The sequence below is a fragment of the Vibrio sp. Vb1127 genome (assembly GCF_033338735.1).
Lineage (GTDB): Bacteria > Pseudomonadota > Gammaproteobacteria > Enterobacterales > Vibrionaceae > Vibrio > Vibrio alginolyticus.
On record NZ_JAWOTF010000009.1, the window covers coordinates 14,708 to 29,728 of the forward strand.

Genomic DNA, 15,021 nt, shown 5'->3' on the forward strand with positions numbered 1-15,021 from the left:
ACACTTTTCAAACAACAATCGAACACTTTTTGTTCGTATTGATATACTATTCAATTCTGTTTGACGACCTGACGAGAATATTCATATGACAGAGAGACGACGCTTTTCACGTATTCTCCATCAAGCTCCAGCTAAGATAGAACAACGTGACTTGGCAATTGAAGCTAGGATTCAAGATCTTTCCTTGCATGGTTTACTCATGAAAGTGGAAGAAACTGAGGCTTTGGATCCAACCCTTCCAGTCCATGTGACTTTTTCATTTGATCAATCCGAACAAGTGATTACGTTAAAAGCGCAAATTGTGAATGTCTCTAAGTGTGAGATTAGGTTGAAGATCGCTAAGGTAGACATCGAAAGCATTAGCCAACTAAAACGATTTATAGAATTGAATGTAGGCAATAACGACCTTCTGAATCGAGAGTTAGAGCACCTCTCTGGTTTTTAGGAGAAAAATAAATGAACGCCTATTTAAGTAACAATAACTATGTCTAAAAAAATCATCATGCAGATCCCGACGAAAGACGGCGATCAGCAGTTCTATTTGGGCCGCAGTTCGGTCCTAGCAGTATTTGCTTCGGTATTGGCATTACCCGCCGTCGTTGGTGGCGCGTGGTACCTTAATCAGCAGCAGATGCACAATAAAGACGAACTAACACAAATCATCGCCAAACTGGAAAGTGAAAAGGCCGAAGTGACGGCTCTTTACGAAGAGCAGCTTGATACCAATCATTCACTTTCCCAGTCTTTGACTGACAAAAACAATCAAATTCAGCTATTGGGCAAACGGGTATTCGACGTTGAATCGGTTTTAGGTCTCGCAGACGAAGAGTTGATGATCGATGAGAACAGCATGGGGTTAGAGGAGCGAATTGACGCAGCCGCTATCGATTCTGCTGTTCGCGCGACGATGTTCCGTTTGATACCAAATGACAGTCCAGTCACATACCAACGTATTTCTTCTTCTTACGGCAGTCGTATTAATCCGATTTCAGGTAAGAGGCATGTTCATACTGGTATCGATCTGACTTGTAAAAGAGGAGAAGAGATCCTGGCACCGGCTGACGGTGTGGTGGAAACCGTTCGCCCGAGCAATCGTGGTTATGGTAACTATGTCACCATTCGTCACTCATTTGGCTTTATGAGCTCCTTTGCTCATCTACAACGCTTCAAAGTGAAAAGCGGTCAGTTTGTTAGTAAAGGCGACATCATTGCTCAATGCGGTAACTCTGGCAACTCCACAGGGCCACACTTGCACTATGAAGTACGCTTCCTCGGACGAGCACTCAACCCTCAATACTTAATGGAGTGGACGCCAGAAAACTTCAATGACGTCTTTGAAAAAGAGAAAAAAGTGAAATGGGGACCTTTGGTTCAATTGATTGATAACGTTGTACGCCTACAAGTCAATTTAACCAATTCACCCTATCGCGATACCAGTATCAACACAGTATCAAGTGAAGATACGAGTAATACTGCGACGAACTGATTTGTCCATCAACACGAAAAAGAGCAGCTTACGCTGCTCTTTTTATTTCGGACTCTGCACGGCTAAATGACCCGTGATTAGCCGCGATGAATATTATCATTCGCCTGTTTGAGTAAGTTTTGGCTCTCATTCATAAATTGTTGAGAATAAGTACCAAACCAATCACTCACCTGCTTAAAGCTTTCGATGAATCGCGCTTTGTCTCTGCTATCCAAAATCGCTACCGCATCACCTAAACGCTGATGGAATCGCTTGATCATATCGATATTCTCTTGAGAAGAGAAAATGATATCACCGTACAAGTTCGGATCCTGACCAAACAGTCGTCCCACCATCGCCAATTCAAGGCGGTAGATTGGCGAGCTTAACTTCAACAACTGATCGATGTTCGGATTCTCTTTGCTAAGGTGCATACCGTAAGCAAACGAAGTGAAGTGGCGCAGCGCCTGAATCAACGTCATGCCATGATCGTGCTCTTGTGCATCGATTTGGCACAAGCTTGCGCCCCAAATCCCAAACTGTTGCAATAGCCATTGGTAATGCTCGTGACCACGGCCATCACAGTACACAATAACCTGCTTGGCAAGGCTCGGAACATCTGGGCCAAACATTGGGTGCAAACCAACCACAGGACCTTGATGCACATTCAACATTGCTTGCAGAGGCTTCGATTTGATAGAAGTCAGGTCACACAGAATACAGTCTTGCGGCAAGTTCCCCAGTTTTTCGATCACCCCTTCCGTTAGATGGATCGGCACCGTGACCACGACTAAACCCGCGTTGTCTAGAATCTCATCCGCACGATCCCAGTCTTTACTGCCGAGAACTTTGACCTGGTAGCCCGACAATTTGAACATACGCCCAAACAGGCCACCCAATTGACCATTACCACCAATAATAACAACTGAGCGTAAATCAGGGTTCAAACACTTAAAACCGGAATCTTTCTCGCTGGCATAAGACTCACGCATTGTTCGACGCAGAATATCTTCAATAAGCTGTGGAGGAATTCCCATTTTTTCAGCTTCAGCGCGACGAGAAGCTAACATCGCCGCTTCGCGGTCTGGAGCATAAATTGGCAAGCCATGTTCGCTTTTTACTTCCCCAACTTTCTCTACGAGCGCTAAACGCTGAGCCAATAGCTCCAACATTTGCTTGTCGACTGCATCAATCTGATCGCGTAATGCGTTAAGTTCAACTGCCATTGATGTTCCTTAAATCCTGTATTAATTAGCCTTTAGACGATTTTCTAAGAAAGGCACTAGCTCTTCATGTGCATGACGTAATAGTGCCTCAGTTGAATCCCAATTGATACATGCGTCAGTGATAGATACACCGTATTTCATCTCTTCAAGAGCTAAGTCAGAAGATTGATTTCCTTCATTGATATGGCTTTCAATCATAAGACCGATAATAGATTTATTGCCTTCACGGATTTGATGAATCACATCCTCCGCGACTAATGGCTGGCGACGGTAATCTTTACGTGAGTTGGCGTGACTGCAATCCACCATTAATGAAGCATCAAGACCAGATTTCGCCATCTCTTGCTCACACTCAGTGACTGATACCGAATCGTAGTTAGTTTGCTTGCCGCCACGTAAGATCACATGTCCATTAGCATTGCCCTGGGTGGTTAACAGTGCGACTTGTCCCTCACGGTTAATTCCCATAAAACGGTGGCTAGAGGACGCAGCTTGCATCGCGTTAATTGCGGTTGCCAAACTGCCATCGGTGCCATTCTTAAAACCGATTGGCATAGACAGGCCGCTTGCCATTTCACGGTGAGTTTGTGACTCCGTCGTACGTGCGCCGATTGCAGCCCAGCTAAAAGTATCCGCCAGGTATTGTGGGCTAATTGGGTCTAGAGCCTCAGTCGCGAGCGGGATTTCCATTTCTGCCAACTCCACCAGAAGTTCGCGTCCAACATGCAGACCGTGTTCAATATCGAAACTGCCGTCTAGGTGTGGATCATTGATCAGGCCTTTCCAGCCGACCGTGGTGCGCGGCTTCTCAAAGTAAACACGCATAACAATATACAGTTGGTCACTTAGTTGTTCAGAGAGTGCTTTAAGGCGCTTTGCGTAATCCTTCGCCGCTTCTACGTCGTGGATAGAACATGGACCGCATACAACAAGCAGGCGGTGATCCTTCTTGTGAATAATATTAGCGATAGTTTGACGAGACTCTTGAATAAAGCGACGTGCTTTTTCACTCAAAGGAAGCTTGGTTTTTAGTTCCTCCGGAGTAATAAGAACCTGTTCTTCGATAATATTAATATTGCTCAACTCACTTTTCTGCATAACTCTAACCTGTATATTTATTTTTACACCCAACCAAACCCTTGGTGAGACAACTAAGCTTTAACGACAAGATAACAGGCTAAAAAAGAAAAACAAGCGTACAGAATAAAAAACATTTAGTGTAAATTAAAGTTTACAGTTAAATAAAAAGCCAAAGCATAATTAACTTTGGCTTCTAATCGCTGTTTTGAATCTTTTACAAGAGGTTTAGCTAGTCAAGCGTTTCATCGCTTCACTCGCCGCTTTCCACTCTTGAGATAGCTTAAGTTCGCTTGGAGAAAATGACTGTTTTTTCAGTAATCCATCCGCGAGTGGCACGGTTGAAACCGGTAAGTTGTCTAATACTTCAACGTGCGCTTCTCGTTTATTACACATTAACAACATATCGCAGCCAGCTCTCAATGCTTGAGCACCTCGCTCGGCTGGGCTGCCCATAATCGCAGCGCCTTCCATGGTCAAGTCATCCGAAAAAACCAAACCTTTAAAACCCAATTGCTGACGCAGGACCTGTTTTAACCAGTATTCAGAACCGCTGGCTGGTTGAGCATCATAATGTGGGAAAATCACGTGAGCAGGCATCATGGCATCTAAAATACCGGCATCAATTTGCGCTTTGAAGATCGCCATATCTTGTTCAAAAATATCACTGCGCTCATCGTATGGTGTTTCTAGATGTGAGTCTGCAATCACGCCACCATGTCCAGGGAAGTGCTTGCCTGTCGTTGCCATGCCAACACTCTTCATTCCCTGCATATATGCAGTGCTATAGCGAAGAATGGTATCGGCATCTTCACCGAATGCGCGGTTACCGATCGCTTTACATTGATGGCCTTGGTCAAGTACCGGGGCAAAGCTTAAATCAATATCATGGGCAATCAGCTCTGCTGCCATTAACCAACCGCCCATACGAGCAAGCTCTTCACCATTTTGATGTTTAGCGTACTCATCAGCAGCAGGAATTAATGAGAAACCTTCACGAAAGCGCTGCACTCGGCCGCCTTCTTGATCCACACCGATCAAAAACGGGCGCTTAGCCGCCTTTCGGATGGATTGAGTAAGTGCTTGAAGCTGTTCGCTATCATGATAGTTGCGAGCAAATAGAATTAAACCACCAACCGTAGGATGCTCCAAGATTTCTTTGTCTTCAGCGGTCAGTTCATACCCCGCAACGTCAACCCATAACGGTCCCATGTTTTCTCCTCAAAATCGGCTGAATATCTCGTATTCGATGAGGTTATTCGCTTCAGATTTGCTTTACAATAAGTGAATGAAGAATTGACGAGATCGGCTATGAAATTTAACGAACTGTACATTGGTGTGATGTCTGGAACGAGTATGGATGGCGTTGATACCGCTCTAGTTGAAATAAGCGATGAGCATGTTCGCCTGATTGCGCACGACGACTACCCAATGCCCGCAGCGCTAAAAGACATGCTGTTATCTGTTTGTACCGGTCAAGCAACAAATTTAAAAACCATAGGTGAACTTGACCACCAGCTCGGCCACCTATTTGCAGATGCCGTGTTACAGCTGCTCAATAAGTCTGGTTACGTCGCAGAGCAAATTCGTGCGATTGGTAATCACGGTCAAACAGTGTTCCATCAGCCTACCGGAAACTTGCCGTTTACCACTCAATTGGGCGATGCCAACATTATCGCGGTCAAGACAGGCATTGATACGGTAGCGGATTTTCGTCGTAAAGACATGGCGCTAGGTGGACAAGGTGCCCCACTCGTCCCTGCTTTCCATAAAAGCATTTTTGCGATGCAGGATTCCACAACTGTGGTGCTTAACATTGGAGGCATTGCCAATATCTCTGTACTGCATCCAGAACAACCAGTCATTGGCTATGACACAGGCCCGGGCAATATGTTGATGGACGCATGGTGTGCGCTGCATAAAGGGCAAAGCTTCGACGAAGATGCACAATTTGCACTTAAAGGAACGGTAAACGCTACTTTGTTGACTCAATTACTCAAAGAAGCTTACCTCGCCATGCCAGCCCCTAAAAGTACCGGACGAGAACTGTTCAATATTGACTGGCTGCATCAACAACTGGCCCATCACAATTTACCAATCGAAGACGTACAACGTACACTTTGCGAGTATTCTGCAATTACCATTGCCAACGAAGTCGACAAGTTTTCTCATGGCATCACACCTCAACTATTGGTCTGTGGCGGTGGAGCAAGAAACCCACTTTTGATGCAGCGACTAGCTAAGTTATTGCCACAATGGAGCGTTGCGACAACGGCAGAAAAAGGCGTTGATGGCGACTACATGGAAGCAATGGCGTTTGCTTGGCTTGCGCAGCGCCATATTCACGACCTCCCTAGCAACTTACCGGAAGTTACGGGGGCAAGTCGTCTCGCTTCACTGGGTGTACTCTATTCAAAAAATTAAGGGCAATAGATCCTAAACAAAAAGGCTTAATTCATTATGACGAACGATGCACTTATCGCAGCTTTATCCCATCTGGTATCTGAAGGGCGAAACCCAGACACCATGGACATCGACTTGCTGCCTTCTCTCGATATTGTTCAACGCATCAACCAACAGGACAAACTCGTTCCTCTTGCCGTTGAAAAAGTGTTGCCTGAGATCGCTGAAGCCGTTGATAAGATCACGGAAGCATTTAAGGTCGGAGGTCGGTTGTTTTACATCGGTGCGGGTACCAGTGGTCGACTTGGCGTTTTGGACGCTTCAGAATGCCCACCAACTTTTGGCACAGATCCAGAGATGGTCGTTGGTATTATTGCCGGTGGAAAAGAGGCAATGTTCCGTGCAAAAGAAGGGGCGGAGGACGACCCTACATTAGGCGAGCAAGATCTTAAAGAGAATACGCTAACACAACGCGATGTCGTCGTTGGTATTGCGGCAAGTGGACGAACACCTTACGTGATTGGTGGCTTAGAGTATGCGAACGAGCTTGGTGCCACCACTGTAGCACTATCTTGTAACCCTGACTCTCCGATTGCAGATATTGCTGATATTGCGATTAGCCCCGTTGTTGGACCTGAAGCGTTAACGGGATCCACTCGCTTAAAATCAGGGACAGCACAAAAACTCGTACTGAACATGCTCACTACCGCAAGCATGATTCGCCTAGGCAAAAGTTATCAGAACTTAATGGTAGATGTGAAAGCAACGAATGCAAAGCTAGTTGCAAGAGCGGCTCGTATTGTTATGCAAGCAACAGATTGTACTAACCAAGAGGCTAAAACGGCGCTCAAAGAAACGGACTACGACGCCAAGTTAGCGATTTTGATGATTTTAACCGGGCTGGATAGAGAAAGCGCGACTGAGCAACTGAACGCCAAGCAAGGATATTTAAGAAAAGTCGTGATCGCGCAAACTAATCAATCTTAATCAATAAAGCGCCTCACTTATTTAAAAGTCAGGCGCCTTTTATGGCTTAATTTAGTAGTTCAATCGTTCAATGTGAGTAATACCGACTTTACCTTCAAGGTCACTGAACATATGAACCATTGCTGGGTATGGTTGTGCTCCAGGGTAGACAACTTCTGCATTACAGAAAAACGCATAGTTTTGTCCGGCTACGACTTGAGTAGCCACAACCAAAGGGGAGTATTTGACACCGACAAACCCCTCGATACCTTTAGCAAATACTTCTTTATTCTCTGCTGTGAGTTCATGAAATGGACTCCAGCCACCAGCCATTTGCGTTGACATAATGTGATTCCTTTTTTCTGTGCTCACTATCAAGCAGTATGAACATAGTTTAATAAGGAAGATTTTGCCACATTTATGTGATGCAGACAGTGTAACAACGGCTTTATTGACTATTAATTTGAGTATTCATTCCAACCACGTTGCCATTCCATGCGGAATTTTTGCGCTTGCTCAGTACCTTCACAAACCCCTTCGTAATACTGACCAGATAACCCCATTTGATACGCAAAAGCAGGATTACAGTACTCACGTAAACCTTCTAAATAACCTTGGTCGTAGTCACTTTGCTTAACACTACCCAATTCACGAAGCTCGCTCATCGTGCGCGATGTGTGTCCGGTTATGCCATCTTGATATCCGATCTGATGCCAATCTCCCGACTTGGCAAGATCTGCTGTCGTCGCTGTGCATCCTACAAGTAAAGCCAGTGCCAGACCTACCGTTACCTTTTTCATGGTTCTTCCTTAAGTAATTGTTTTCAAAAATAAGCTTACCACTAATTATTGGCGCTTGCCGCTGAGCTTGCAGATTTAACCACTGATGACTCAAATCAGCCGCTCAAGACTGTCATCAACCTTTCGCCATTTTTAAAAACCGCTCAAGCAGCATATCGACCACTCAGTGCTCTATTCGACCACTCATCTACTAACCGAATGCATTTAACACAAGTGACGCATAACATGCATCCTGAGATTAAAAAATTACCCTACCCAACTAAGACCAAGGACAATTGCTATGATGTGGTTTCTAACCTGTGTCGCAGCCCTAATCGGCGGATACTTCATCTACGGCGCTTTCGTCGAGAAGATTTTCGGCATCAATGAAAAACGCCAAACGCCAGCTCACACCAAATCGGACGGTGTTGACTTCGTTCCAATGTCAACAAAGAAAGTTTACCTAGTTCAACTACTTAACATCGCAGGTGTTGGTCCAATTTTTGGCCCGATCATGGGGGCACTATACGGTCCTGCGGCGATGCTTTGGATTGTAGTCGGTTGTATTTTTGCTGGTGCAGTACACGATTACTTCTCAGGCATGCTTTCAGTGCGTAACGGCGGTGCATCTGTACCTACCATTACAGGTCGCTACCTAGGTAATGGCGCAAAACACTTTATGAATATTTTTGCCATTGTCCTATTGCTTCTAGTTGGCGTAGTGTTCGTTTCAGCCCCTGCTGGCATGATTACTAACCTCATCAATGATCAAACAAGCTTGAGCGTAAGCATGACTACAATGGTTATTGCTATTTTTGCTTACTACATCATTGCGACGATTGTTCCTGTCGATAAAATCATTGGTCGTTTCTACCCACTGTTTGGCGCCCTACTTATCTTTATGTCTGTTGGTCTAATGACAGCCGTTGCTTTCTCTAGCGAACACACAGTAATGGGTGACTTCCAAGTTTCGGACATGTTCTCTAACCTCAACCCAAATGACATGCCGTTATGGCCTGCATTGTTCATCACTATCGCATGTGGCGCTATCTCTGGCTTCCACGCAACTCAGTCTCCACTGATGGCGCGTTGTATGGAAAATGAGAAAAACGGTCGCTTCGTATTCTACGGTGCAATGATTGGTGAAGGTGTTATCGCGCTAATTTGGTGTGCTATCGCTCTGTCTTTCTTCGGCTCTCTAGACGCTCTATCAGAAGCTGTGAAAAACGGTGGCCCTGGTAACGTGGTATACAGCGCATCATTTGGTCTGCTAGGTGTGTTCGGTGGTATCCTTGCGTTCCTGGGTGTGGTTATCCTACCAATTACGTCTGGCGATACAGCGTTCCGTTCAAGCCGCTTGATCCTTGCTGAATACTTCAACATGGAACAAAAAACGCTACGTAACCGTCTACTGATGGCACTTCCACTGTTCGTTATCGGCGGTATCTTAACTCAAGTAGACTTCGGCATTATCTGGCGCTACTTCGGTTTTGCAAACCAAACAACAGCGGTAATGATGCTTTGGACTGCGTCCGCTTACCTACTGCGTCACAACAAGCTGCACTGGATTACCACTATCCCAGCTATCTTCATGACCACGGTATGTGTCACGTTCATCTTAAACAACAGCTCGCTAGGTTTTGGTCTGCCAATGCAACTATCAACTATCGTAGGTATTGTGTTTGCCCTAGCTGTGACAGGTTACGTTATCAAAACCTCTAAGGGTAAAGGTGAAACTGAACTGGCTGACGAAGAGAAACCACAAGCCGTATCAGAAACAGCGTAATACTCGTCACATCTGAGTGACTAAGATAGGAGCCTGCCAATTGCAGGCTCTTTTTGTTATATACCCAAGTCACTTTAAGACTCAGAAAGCACAGCGCAGCATCATTTACTTAGCTGTTCTTATCTATCTGAGCCAAGCATCTTGAGGTTACTTAAGTATACAATAACAACATTGATTCTAGGTTAGGTTCACTATGGAACTGGTCATCTCCCTTTTACAACAGATGTGTGTGTACTTAGTTTTGGCTTACATGCTAAGTAAAACGCCAATCATCTTACCTTTGCTGAGTATTTCTTCGCGCTTAAGCCACCGCCTAATTTGTTACGTACTCTTCTCTGGCTTTTGTATTCTCGGCACCTATTTCGGTCTGCACATCAACGATGCTATTGCCAATACTCGTGCGATCGGCGCAGTTATGGGCGGGCTGTTTGGTGGACCTGTTGTAGGTTTCGCCGTCGGATTTACTGGTGGCATCCATCGATACTCTCTTGGTGGCTTTACTGACCTAGCCTGCGCAATTTCAACCACCGCCGAGGGCGTAATTGGTGGCTTGCTCCACGTTTACCTTATCAAGCGAAATAAAGGCGCATTGCTGTTTAATCCAAGCGTCGTTTTCAGCGTCACGTTTGTTGCAGAAGTGGTGCAAATGATTTTGCTGCTCGCCGTCGCGAAACCTTTTGATCAAGCCTATGAACTGGTGTCCGCTATTGCAGCGCCTATGATCATCGCGAATTCATTTGGTGCGGCGTTGTTCATGAGTATCCTGCAAGACAGAAAAGCAATCTTTGAAAAGTTTTCTGCGACGTTTTCGCGTCGAGCGCTCACCATTGCTGATCGCTCAGTGGGAATTCTAAGCAACGGCTTCAACACCGAAAACGCAGAGAAAATCGCGCGTATTATTTACGAAGAAACCAAAGTGGGCGCTGTCGCGATTACTGACCAAGAAAAAATCTTGGCGTTTGTGGGTATTGGCGATGATCACCATAAACCAAACACGCCGATTTCATCGCAAAGCACATTAGACTCCATGGAGAAAAACGACATCATTTATCTTGATGGCGCGGAGCGTCCATACCAATGCTCCATTGCAAAAGATTGCAAGCTCGGATCTGCGCTGATCATCCCACTGCGTGCAGGGAAAGAGGTCATTGGTACCATAAAGCTGTATGAACCGAAGCGTAAATTGTTCTCGACGGCCAACATGTCGATGGCGGAAGGAATAGCCCAGCTTCTATCTAGCCAAATCCTTTATGGCGATTACCAACAACAACAAGCCTTACTCGCCCAAGCAGAAATAAAATTGCTTCACGCTCAGGTGAATCCACACTTTTTGTTTAATGCACTCAATACTATTAGTGCGATTACTCGTCGTGACCCTGACAAAGCGCGCGAGCTAATCCAAAATCTATCGCACTTCTTCCGCAGCAATTTAAAGCAGAACATTAATACCGTGACGCTAAAGGAAGAGCTTGCACATGTGAACTCGTACTTGAGCATCGAAAAAGCGCGTTTTACGGACCGCTTAGAGGTTGAAATCGATATTCAACCTGAATTGCTGGACATCAAATTACCAAGCTTTACACTCCAGCCTTTGGTTGAGAATGCCATTAAGCATGGCATTTCAAACATGCTTGAAGGTGGTAAAGTTCATATCTACAGCGAAGCACACCCACAAGGTCACTTGATTACCGTCGAAGACAACGCAGGCAGTTTTGAACCGCCAAAAGAAAACCACTCAGGGCTAGGTTTAGAAATTGTCGACAAACGTCTCACTAATCAATTTGGACGTGATGCAGCGCTAAAAATTACGTGCGAGCCACATCAATTTACTAAAATGAGCTTTATCATTCCCCCAAAATCATAAAAGCACGCTGAAGCAATAAAGGTAATGTTGGATGTTAACCGCACTCGTCATTGATGATGAACAGTTTGCTCGTGAAGAGCTAGCAGAGTTACTGGATGAAACAGGCCAAGTTGAGGTCGTGGGCGATGCCTCAAACGCAATCCTTGGCCTAAAAAAAATCAATGAACTCAAGCCTGATGTGGTGTTTCTCGATATCCAAATGCCTCAAGTCACGGGGATTGAATTACTTGGGATGCTTGATCCAGAAACTATGCCTTATGTGGTTTTTGTCACGGCTTATGATCAGTATGCGATTCAAGCATTTGAAGACAATGCCTTTGATTACTTGCTCAAACCTGTCGACCCATGCCGGTTAACTAAAACGGTCAAACGACTAAACAAAGTCATTAGCCAATCCGCCCTAACGCAACAACTGTCTGCTATTACACCTGACACGTTGGATCAGATACCGTGCATCGGACACAACCGCATCGTTATCATGGCCACCGACACGGTGGAATGTGCTTACAGTGATATCAGCGGCGTACATGTACGCTCCACCAGCCAAACCGCGAGCACCCAACTGACATTAAAAACGTTGGAAGAGAAAACCCCTCTAGTCCGCTGCCATCGTCAATACTTAGTCAGTATTAAAGCGATTAGCGAAATCAAGTTACTGGAAAATGGGTTAGCGGAAATCATCACCAAAACAGGCTTTGAGATACCAGTAAGCCGCCGCTACTTAAAGGTGCTCAAAGAGATGCTCGGCATTAGCCACTAACACAAAAACTTCACACATCATCGCTGAGTTTCCGCTAGCGTATAAATAGGACGCTCTGAAAAGACGAGGCGATGATGTATAAAGTTTTATTCATATGTAAGCACAACGCTGGACGAAGCGTTCTCGCGGAGTCAATCGCAACCAATATCCTGCCAGCAGATTTTAGTGTCACCAGTGGAGGCTCACATCCCACAGGCAAGGTGCACCCAGTGGTGCAAAAATATTTAGATGACCACCAACTCCCCATTCCGCATATCCACACGCATTCATGGGAGGAGCGAACTCAGTTTCTTCCCGACATCGTTATTATTCTCTGTGATTCTTTACATCAAGAAACCGCTCCTCAGTGGCTTGCGGGGGGCGTTCGAGTAAACTGGCAAGTTGATGCTTTTCCGACCGATGGTTCTGATGAAGACATGTACGCACATTGCGAAAAGGTTGCTCAATCGCTTGAGCGAAGAATCACGAAGATGTCTGATATGATTATCGATGGTTTAGGAAAAGACCAAATTCGTGATTACCTAAATGAGTTAAGAGAGATGTAAAAAAGGCGACCCACAGGTCGCCTTTTGAATATTCGATAAATGGAGATTAATCCACTTGCTTGATTTGCAGTTCTTTAGGTACTTCAAAGAACATATTCTCTTCGCGACCAAGTACTTCATCAACCGCTTCGGCACCAACGAGTTCTTTGATTCGCTCTAGAATCTGATTAACGAGCTCTTCCGGAGCAGATGCTCCCGCAGTCACGCCGACCTTTGTTTTGCCTTCGAACCACTCAGGTTTGATATCTTCCGGACAGTCGGTTAAGTAGCCAGGTGTCCCTAGCTTTTCAGCTAGCTCTTTAAGACGTGTAGAGTTTGATGAGTTTTTAGAACCCACCACAACCATCACATCTACGTCACCAGCTAATTCACGTACGGCATCTTGGCGGTTTTGTGTCGCGTAACAGATATCGTCTTTACGTGGACCTTGGATATCTGGGAACACGCGGCGTAGCTCTTCGATAACATCGGCAGTTTCATCGACAGAAAGCGTCGTTTGGCTTACGTAATGAAGATCGGATGGATCTTTCACAATCGCCTTCAGTTTCTCAACATCGGCTGGAGTTTCAACCAAGTACATACCACCGGTTTCACTGGCGTATTGCCCCATCGTACCTTCGACTTCAGGGTGACCTGCGTGACCAATCAGAACCACTTCCATATTACGACGGCTCGCACGCGCCACTTCCATATGCACTTTGGTTACTAAAGGACACGTTGCGTCAAATACGGTCAAATCACGCTGCTTGGCTTCCTGACGAACTGCCTGCGATACACCATGAGCGGAGAAAATCACAATGTTGTTGTCTGGCACTTCGTGCAGTTCTTCAACGAAGATAGCACCACGCTGTTTTAGACCTTCAACCACAAAACGGTTATGCACCACTTCATGACGCACATAAATCGGTGGCTGATACATCTCTAGCGCACGCTCTACGATGCTAATCGCGCGGTCAACACCAGCACAGAAACCACGTGGGTTAGCTAACAGGATTTTCATTTCATTGCTCATGGAAGTTATCTTTTATTTGGTTCGCTATTCTACTGACAAAATTTCAACTTCGAAAGTCACGTCTTGTCCCACTAGAGGATGGTTGAAGTCCACAGTGACTGAATCGCCTGCAATCTCTGTAATAATGCCCGGGATTTCCATGCCATCAGGGCCACTGAAGGCCATGATTGTACCAACTTCCACTTCTGCATCACCTACAAATTTAGTGCGATCCATATAGTGAATATGATCAGGGTTTGGCATACCAAACGCGTCTTCTGCCTTTAGCTCAATCGCTTTTTGTGAGCCTGTTTCGAGGCCTATCAAGCACTGCTCAAAGTTTTCACTCAAGCTGCCATCACCCATAACAAATTTCGCTGGTTTACCCATGTTATGAGTACTATCTGCAACCGATCCGTCTTTCATTTTAATCGTAAAGTGAAGGGTTACTACCGATTCATTGGTTATTGTTGTCACGTTAATGCTTCCTTGTTCTTGGGTTATTACGCTGTCAGCTTGGTCTTTTTATACATTGATATGCTGATTGGCGCTCCAACATAATAAAAAGCGTCGCTCGAATCAACGGACGACGCTTAGGGTTATTCGATATACCGCAAAAGATTACTTGTCAGCGTCTTTTTTACGGAAGCCATCCAGAATAATCATTGCCGCACCAATACAGATCGCCATGTCAGCAAGGTTGAATGCTGGCCAGTGGTAGTTACCCCAGAAGAAGTCTAGGTAATCAACAACAAAGCCATGAACGACGCGGTCAAACACGTTGCCCACTGCACCACCAATAATCAGTGCATAAGCAATGTTGTTCCATTTTTCTTTTGCTGGAAGCTTACTCATCCAGTAGGTCAAAAGACCCGTAACAACAAACGCGATACCTGTAAATAACCAGCGCTGCCAACCAGCTTGATCGCTCAAGAAGCTGAAAGCGGCACCGTAGTTATGAACGTAAAGTAGGTTGAAGAATGGCAACACCTCAATTCGGTTTGCCCATCCGTAGCCCATATTGTCCATCACCACCAATTTGATGCCAATATCTGCAATAAATACCAGAATTGCTAACCACAGCCAGCGAACTCCAGATTGCTTTAACGTCAGTGCTTTTTCACTCATTACTTTACCTACAAACAGCCCCAGTAAATAC

Annotated in this window: 16 protein-coding genes; 8 read left to right on the forward strand and 8 right to left on the reverse strand. The window is 45.3% G+C overall.

Features of this window, described 5'->3' with window-relative positions; genetic code table 11:
- Nucleotides 1–85: 85 nt before the first annotated feature.
- Both R7H07_RS13750 and R7H07_RS13755 read left to right on the forward strand, forming a co-directional pair.
- On the forward strand, nt 86–445 hold the full coding sequence (locus tag R7H07_RS13750) for a PilZ domain-containing protein (protein ID WP_031781006.1): 360 nt from the start codon (nt 86–88) through the stop codon (nt 443–445).
- A 39-nt stretch (nt 446–484) separates the two neighbouring features.
- Nucleotides 485–1,486, forward strand: a complete 1,002-nt coding sequence (locus tag R7H07_RS13755) for a M23 family metallopeptidase (RefSeq protein WP_005381900.1) — start codon at nt 485–487, stop codon at nt 1,484–1,486.
- A 77-nt stretch (nt 1,487–1,563) separates the two neighbouring features.
- On the opposite strand, the gene tyrA is transcribed toward R7H07_RS13755, so the two are convergent.
- From tyrA to nagZ, 3 genes are all read right to left on the reverse strand, one after another.
- Nucleotides 1,564–2,691 carry a bifunctional chorismate mutase/prephenate dehydrogenase gene (tyrA, locus tag R7H07_RS13760; RefSeq protein ID WP_206959259.1) on the reverse strand — a complete coding sequence of 376 codons (1,128 nt, stop codon included), beginning with the start codon at nt 2,689–2,691 and terminating at the stop codon, nt 1,564–1,566.
- Nucleotides 2,692–2,712: 21 nt separating this feature from the next.
- Entirely contained in the window at nt 2,713–3,789 is a 1,077-nt protein-coding gene (locus tag R7H07_RS13765) for a 3-deoxy-7-phosphoheptulonate synthase (protein WP_005381904.1), read from the reverse strand.
- A gap of 207 nt (nt 3,790–3,996) precedes the next feature.
- A complete protein-coding gene (gene nagZ, locus R7H07_RS13770) occupies nt 3,997–4,980 on the reverse strand; it encodes a beta-N-acetylhexosaminidase (protein WP_005381905.1) in 984 nt (327 codons plus the stop codon).
- Between the two features lie 99 nt (nt 4,981–5,079).
- On the opposite strand from nagZ, the gene R7H07_RS13775 reads away from it, so the two are divergent.
- Both R7H07_RS13775 and murQ read left to right on the forward strand, forming a co-directional pair.
- Complete coding sequence (locus R7H07_RS13775) at nt 5,080–6,192, forward strand: anhydro-N-acetylmuramic acid kinase (RefSeq protein ID WP_104975870.1); 1,113 nt, start codon at nt 5,080–5,082, stop codon at nt 6,190–6,192.
- Between the two features lie 36 nt (nt 6,193–6,228).
- Nucleotides 6,229–7,158 carry an N-acetylmuramic acid 6-phosphate etherase gene (murQ, locus tag R7H07_RS13780; protein ID WP_005381910.1) on the forward strand — a complete coding sequence of 310 codons (930 nt, stop codon included), beginning with the start codon at nt 6,229–6,231 and terminating at the stop codon, nt 7,156–7,158.
- 51 nt (nt 7,159–7,209) lie between these two features.
- Here murQ and R7H07_RS13785 read toward each other — a convergent pair whose 3' ends face one another.
- Entirely contained in the window at nt 7,210–7,482 is a 273-nt protein-coding gene (locus tag R7H07_RS13785) for a hypothetical protein (RefSeq protein ID WP_005381911.1), read from the reverse strand.
- 113 nt (nt 7,483–7,595) lie between these two features.
- Nucleotides 7,596–7,937, reverse strand: a complete 342-nt coding sequence (locus R7H07_RS13790) for a DUF2799 domain-containing protein (protein WP_047103915.1) — start codon at nt 7,935–7,937, stop codon at nt 7,596–7,598.
- 280 nt (nt 7,938–8,217) lie between these two features.
- Between R7H07_RS13790 and R7H07_RS13795 the strand changes: the two genes are divergently transcribed.
- From R7H07_RS13795 to R7H07_RS13810, 4 genes are all read left to right on the forward strand, one after another.
- A complete protein-coding gene (locus R7H07_RS13795) occupies nt 8,218–9,702 on the forward strand; it encodes a carbon starvation protein A (RefSeq protein WP_005381914.1) in 1,485 nt (494 codons plus the stop codon).
- 193 nt (nt 9,703–9,895) lie between these two features.
- Nucleotides 9,896–11,566, forward strand: a complete 1,671-nt coding sequence (locus tag R7H07_RS13800) for a sensor histidine kinase (RefSeq protein WP_005381915.1) — start codon at nt 9,896–9,898, stop codon at nt 11,564–11,566.
- 31 nt (nt 11,567–11,597) lie between these two features.
- The gene (gene btsR, locus R7H07_RS13805) at nt 11,598–12,326 is read left to right on the forward strand and encodes a two-component system response regulator BtsR (protein ID WP_005381917.1); all 729 of its coding nucleotides are present in this window, start codon (nt 11,598–11,600) and stop codon (nt 12,324–12,326) included.
- Nucleotides 12,327–12,397: 71 nt separating this feature from the next.
- A complete protein-coding gene (locus tag R7H07_RS13810) occupies nt 12,398–12,871 on the forward strand; it encodes a low molecular weight phosphatase family protein (RefSeq protein ID WP_017636163.1) in 474 nt (157 codons plus the stop codon).
- Nucleotides 12,872–12,917: 46 nt separating this feature from the next.
- Here R7H07_RS13810 and ispH read toward each other — a convergent pair whose 3' ends face one another.
- The 3 genes from ispH to lspA all read right to left on the reverse strand — a co-directional run bounded on the left by ispH (nt 12,918) and on the right by lspA (nt 14,990).
- Nucleotides 12,918–13,883 carry a 4-hydroxy-3-methylbut-2-enyl diphosphate reductase gene (gene ispH, locus R7H07_RS13815; protein ID WP_005381920.1) on the reverse strand — a complete coding sequence of 322 codons (966 nt, stop codon included), beginning with the start codon at nt 13,881–13,883 and terminating at the stop codon, nt 12,918–12,920.
- A gap of 24 nt (nt 13,884–13,907) precedes the next feature.
- Complete coding sequence (gene fkpB, locus R7H07_RS13820; protein ID WP_206959260.1) at nt 13,908–14,339, reverse strand: FKBP-type peptidyl-prolyl cis-trans isomerase; 432 nt, start codon at nt 14,337–14,339, stop codon at nt 13,908–13,910.
- A 144-nt stretch (nt 14,340–14,483) separates the two neighbouring features.
- Complete coding sequence (gene lspA / locus R7H07_RS13825; protein WP_005385948.1) at nt 14,484–14,990, reverse strand: signal peptidase II; 507 nt, start codon at nt 14,988–14,990, stop codon at nt 14,484–14,486.
- Nucleotides 14,991–15,021: the final 31 nt, after the last annotated feature.

What these genes read in the sequence shown, in the direction of transcription:
- R7H07_RS13765 (WP_005381904.1), bottom strand. Translation starts at nt 3,789, where the DNA reads ATGCAGAAAAGTGAGTTGAGCAATATTAATATTATCGAAGAACAGGTT.
- tyrA (WP_206959259.1), bottom strand. Translation starts at nt 2,691, where the DNA reads ATGGCAGTTGAACTTAACGCATTACGCGATCAGATTGATGCAGTCGAC.
- R7H07_RS13810 (WP_017636163.1), top strand. Translation starts at nt 12,398, where the DNA reads ATGATGTATAAAGTTTTATTCATATGTAAGCACAACGCTGGACGAAGC.
- R7H07_RS13795 (WP_005381914.1), top strand. Translation starts at nt 8,218, where the DNA reads ATGATGTGGTTTCTAACCTGTGTCGCAGCCCTAATCGGCGGATACTTC.
- R7H07_RS13790 (WP_047103915.1), bottom strand. Translation starts at nt 7,937, where the DNA reads ATGAAAAAGGTAACGGTAGGTCTGGCACTGGCTTTACTTGTAGGATGC.
- R7H07_RS13775 (WP_104975870.1), top strand. Translation starts at nt 5,080, where the DNA reads ATGAAATTTAACGAACTGTACATTGGTGTGATGTCTGGAACGAGTATG.
- btsR (WP_005381917.1), top strand. Translation starts at nt 11,598, where the DNA reads ATGTTAACCGCACTCGTCATTGATGATGAACAGTTTGCTCGTGAAGAG.
- R7H07_RS13785 (WP_005381911.1), bottom strand. Translation starts at nt 7,482, where the DNA reads ATGTCAACGCAAATGGCTGGTGGCTGGAGTCCATTTCATGAACTCACA.
- nagZ (WP_005381905.1), bottom strand. Translation starts at nt 4,980, where the DNA reads ATGGGACCGTTATGGGTTGACGTTGCGGGGTATGAACTGACCGCTGAA.
- lspA (WP_005385948.1), bottom strand. Translation starts at nt 14,990, where the DNA reads ATGAGTGAAAAAGCACTGACGTTAAAGCAATCTGGAGTTCGCTGGCTG.
- R7H07_RS13750 (WP_031781006.1), top strand. Translation starts at nt 86, where the DNA reads ATGACAGAGAGACGACGCTTTTCACGTATTCTCCATCAAGCTCCAGCT.
- R7H07_RS13755 (WP_005381900.1), top strand. Translation starts at nt 485, where the DNA reads ATGTCTAAAAAAATCATCATGCAGATCCCGACGAAAGACGGCGATCAG.
- ispH (WP_005381920.1), bottom strand. Translation starts at nt 13,883, where the DNA reads ATGAGCAATGAAATGAAAATCCTGTTAGCTAACCCACGTGGTTTCTGT.
- R7H07_RS13800 (WP_005381915.1), top strand. Translation starts at nt 9,896, where the DNA reads ATGGAACTGGTCATCTCCCTTTTACAACAGATGTGTGTGTACTTAGTT.
- murQ (WP_005381910.1), top strand. Translation starts at nt 6,229, where the DNA reads ATGACGAACGATGCACTTATCGCAGCTTTATCCCATCTGGTATCTGAA.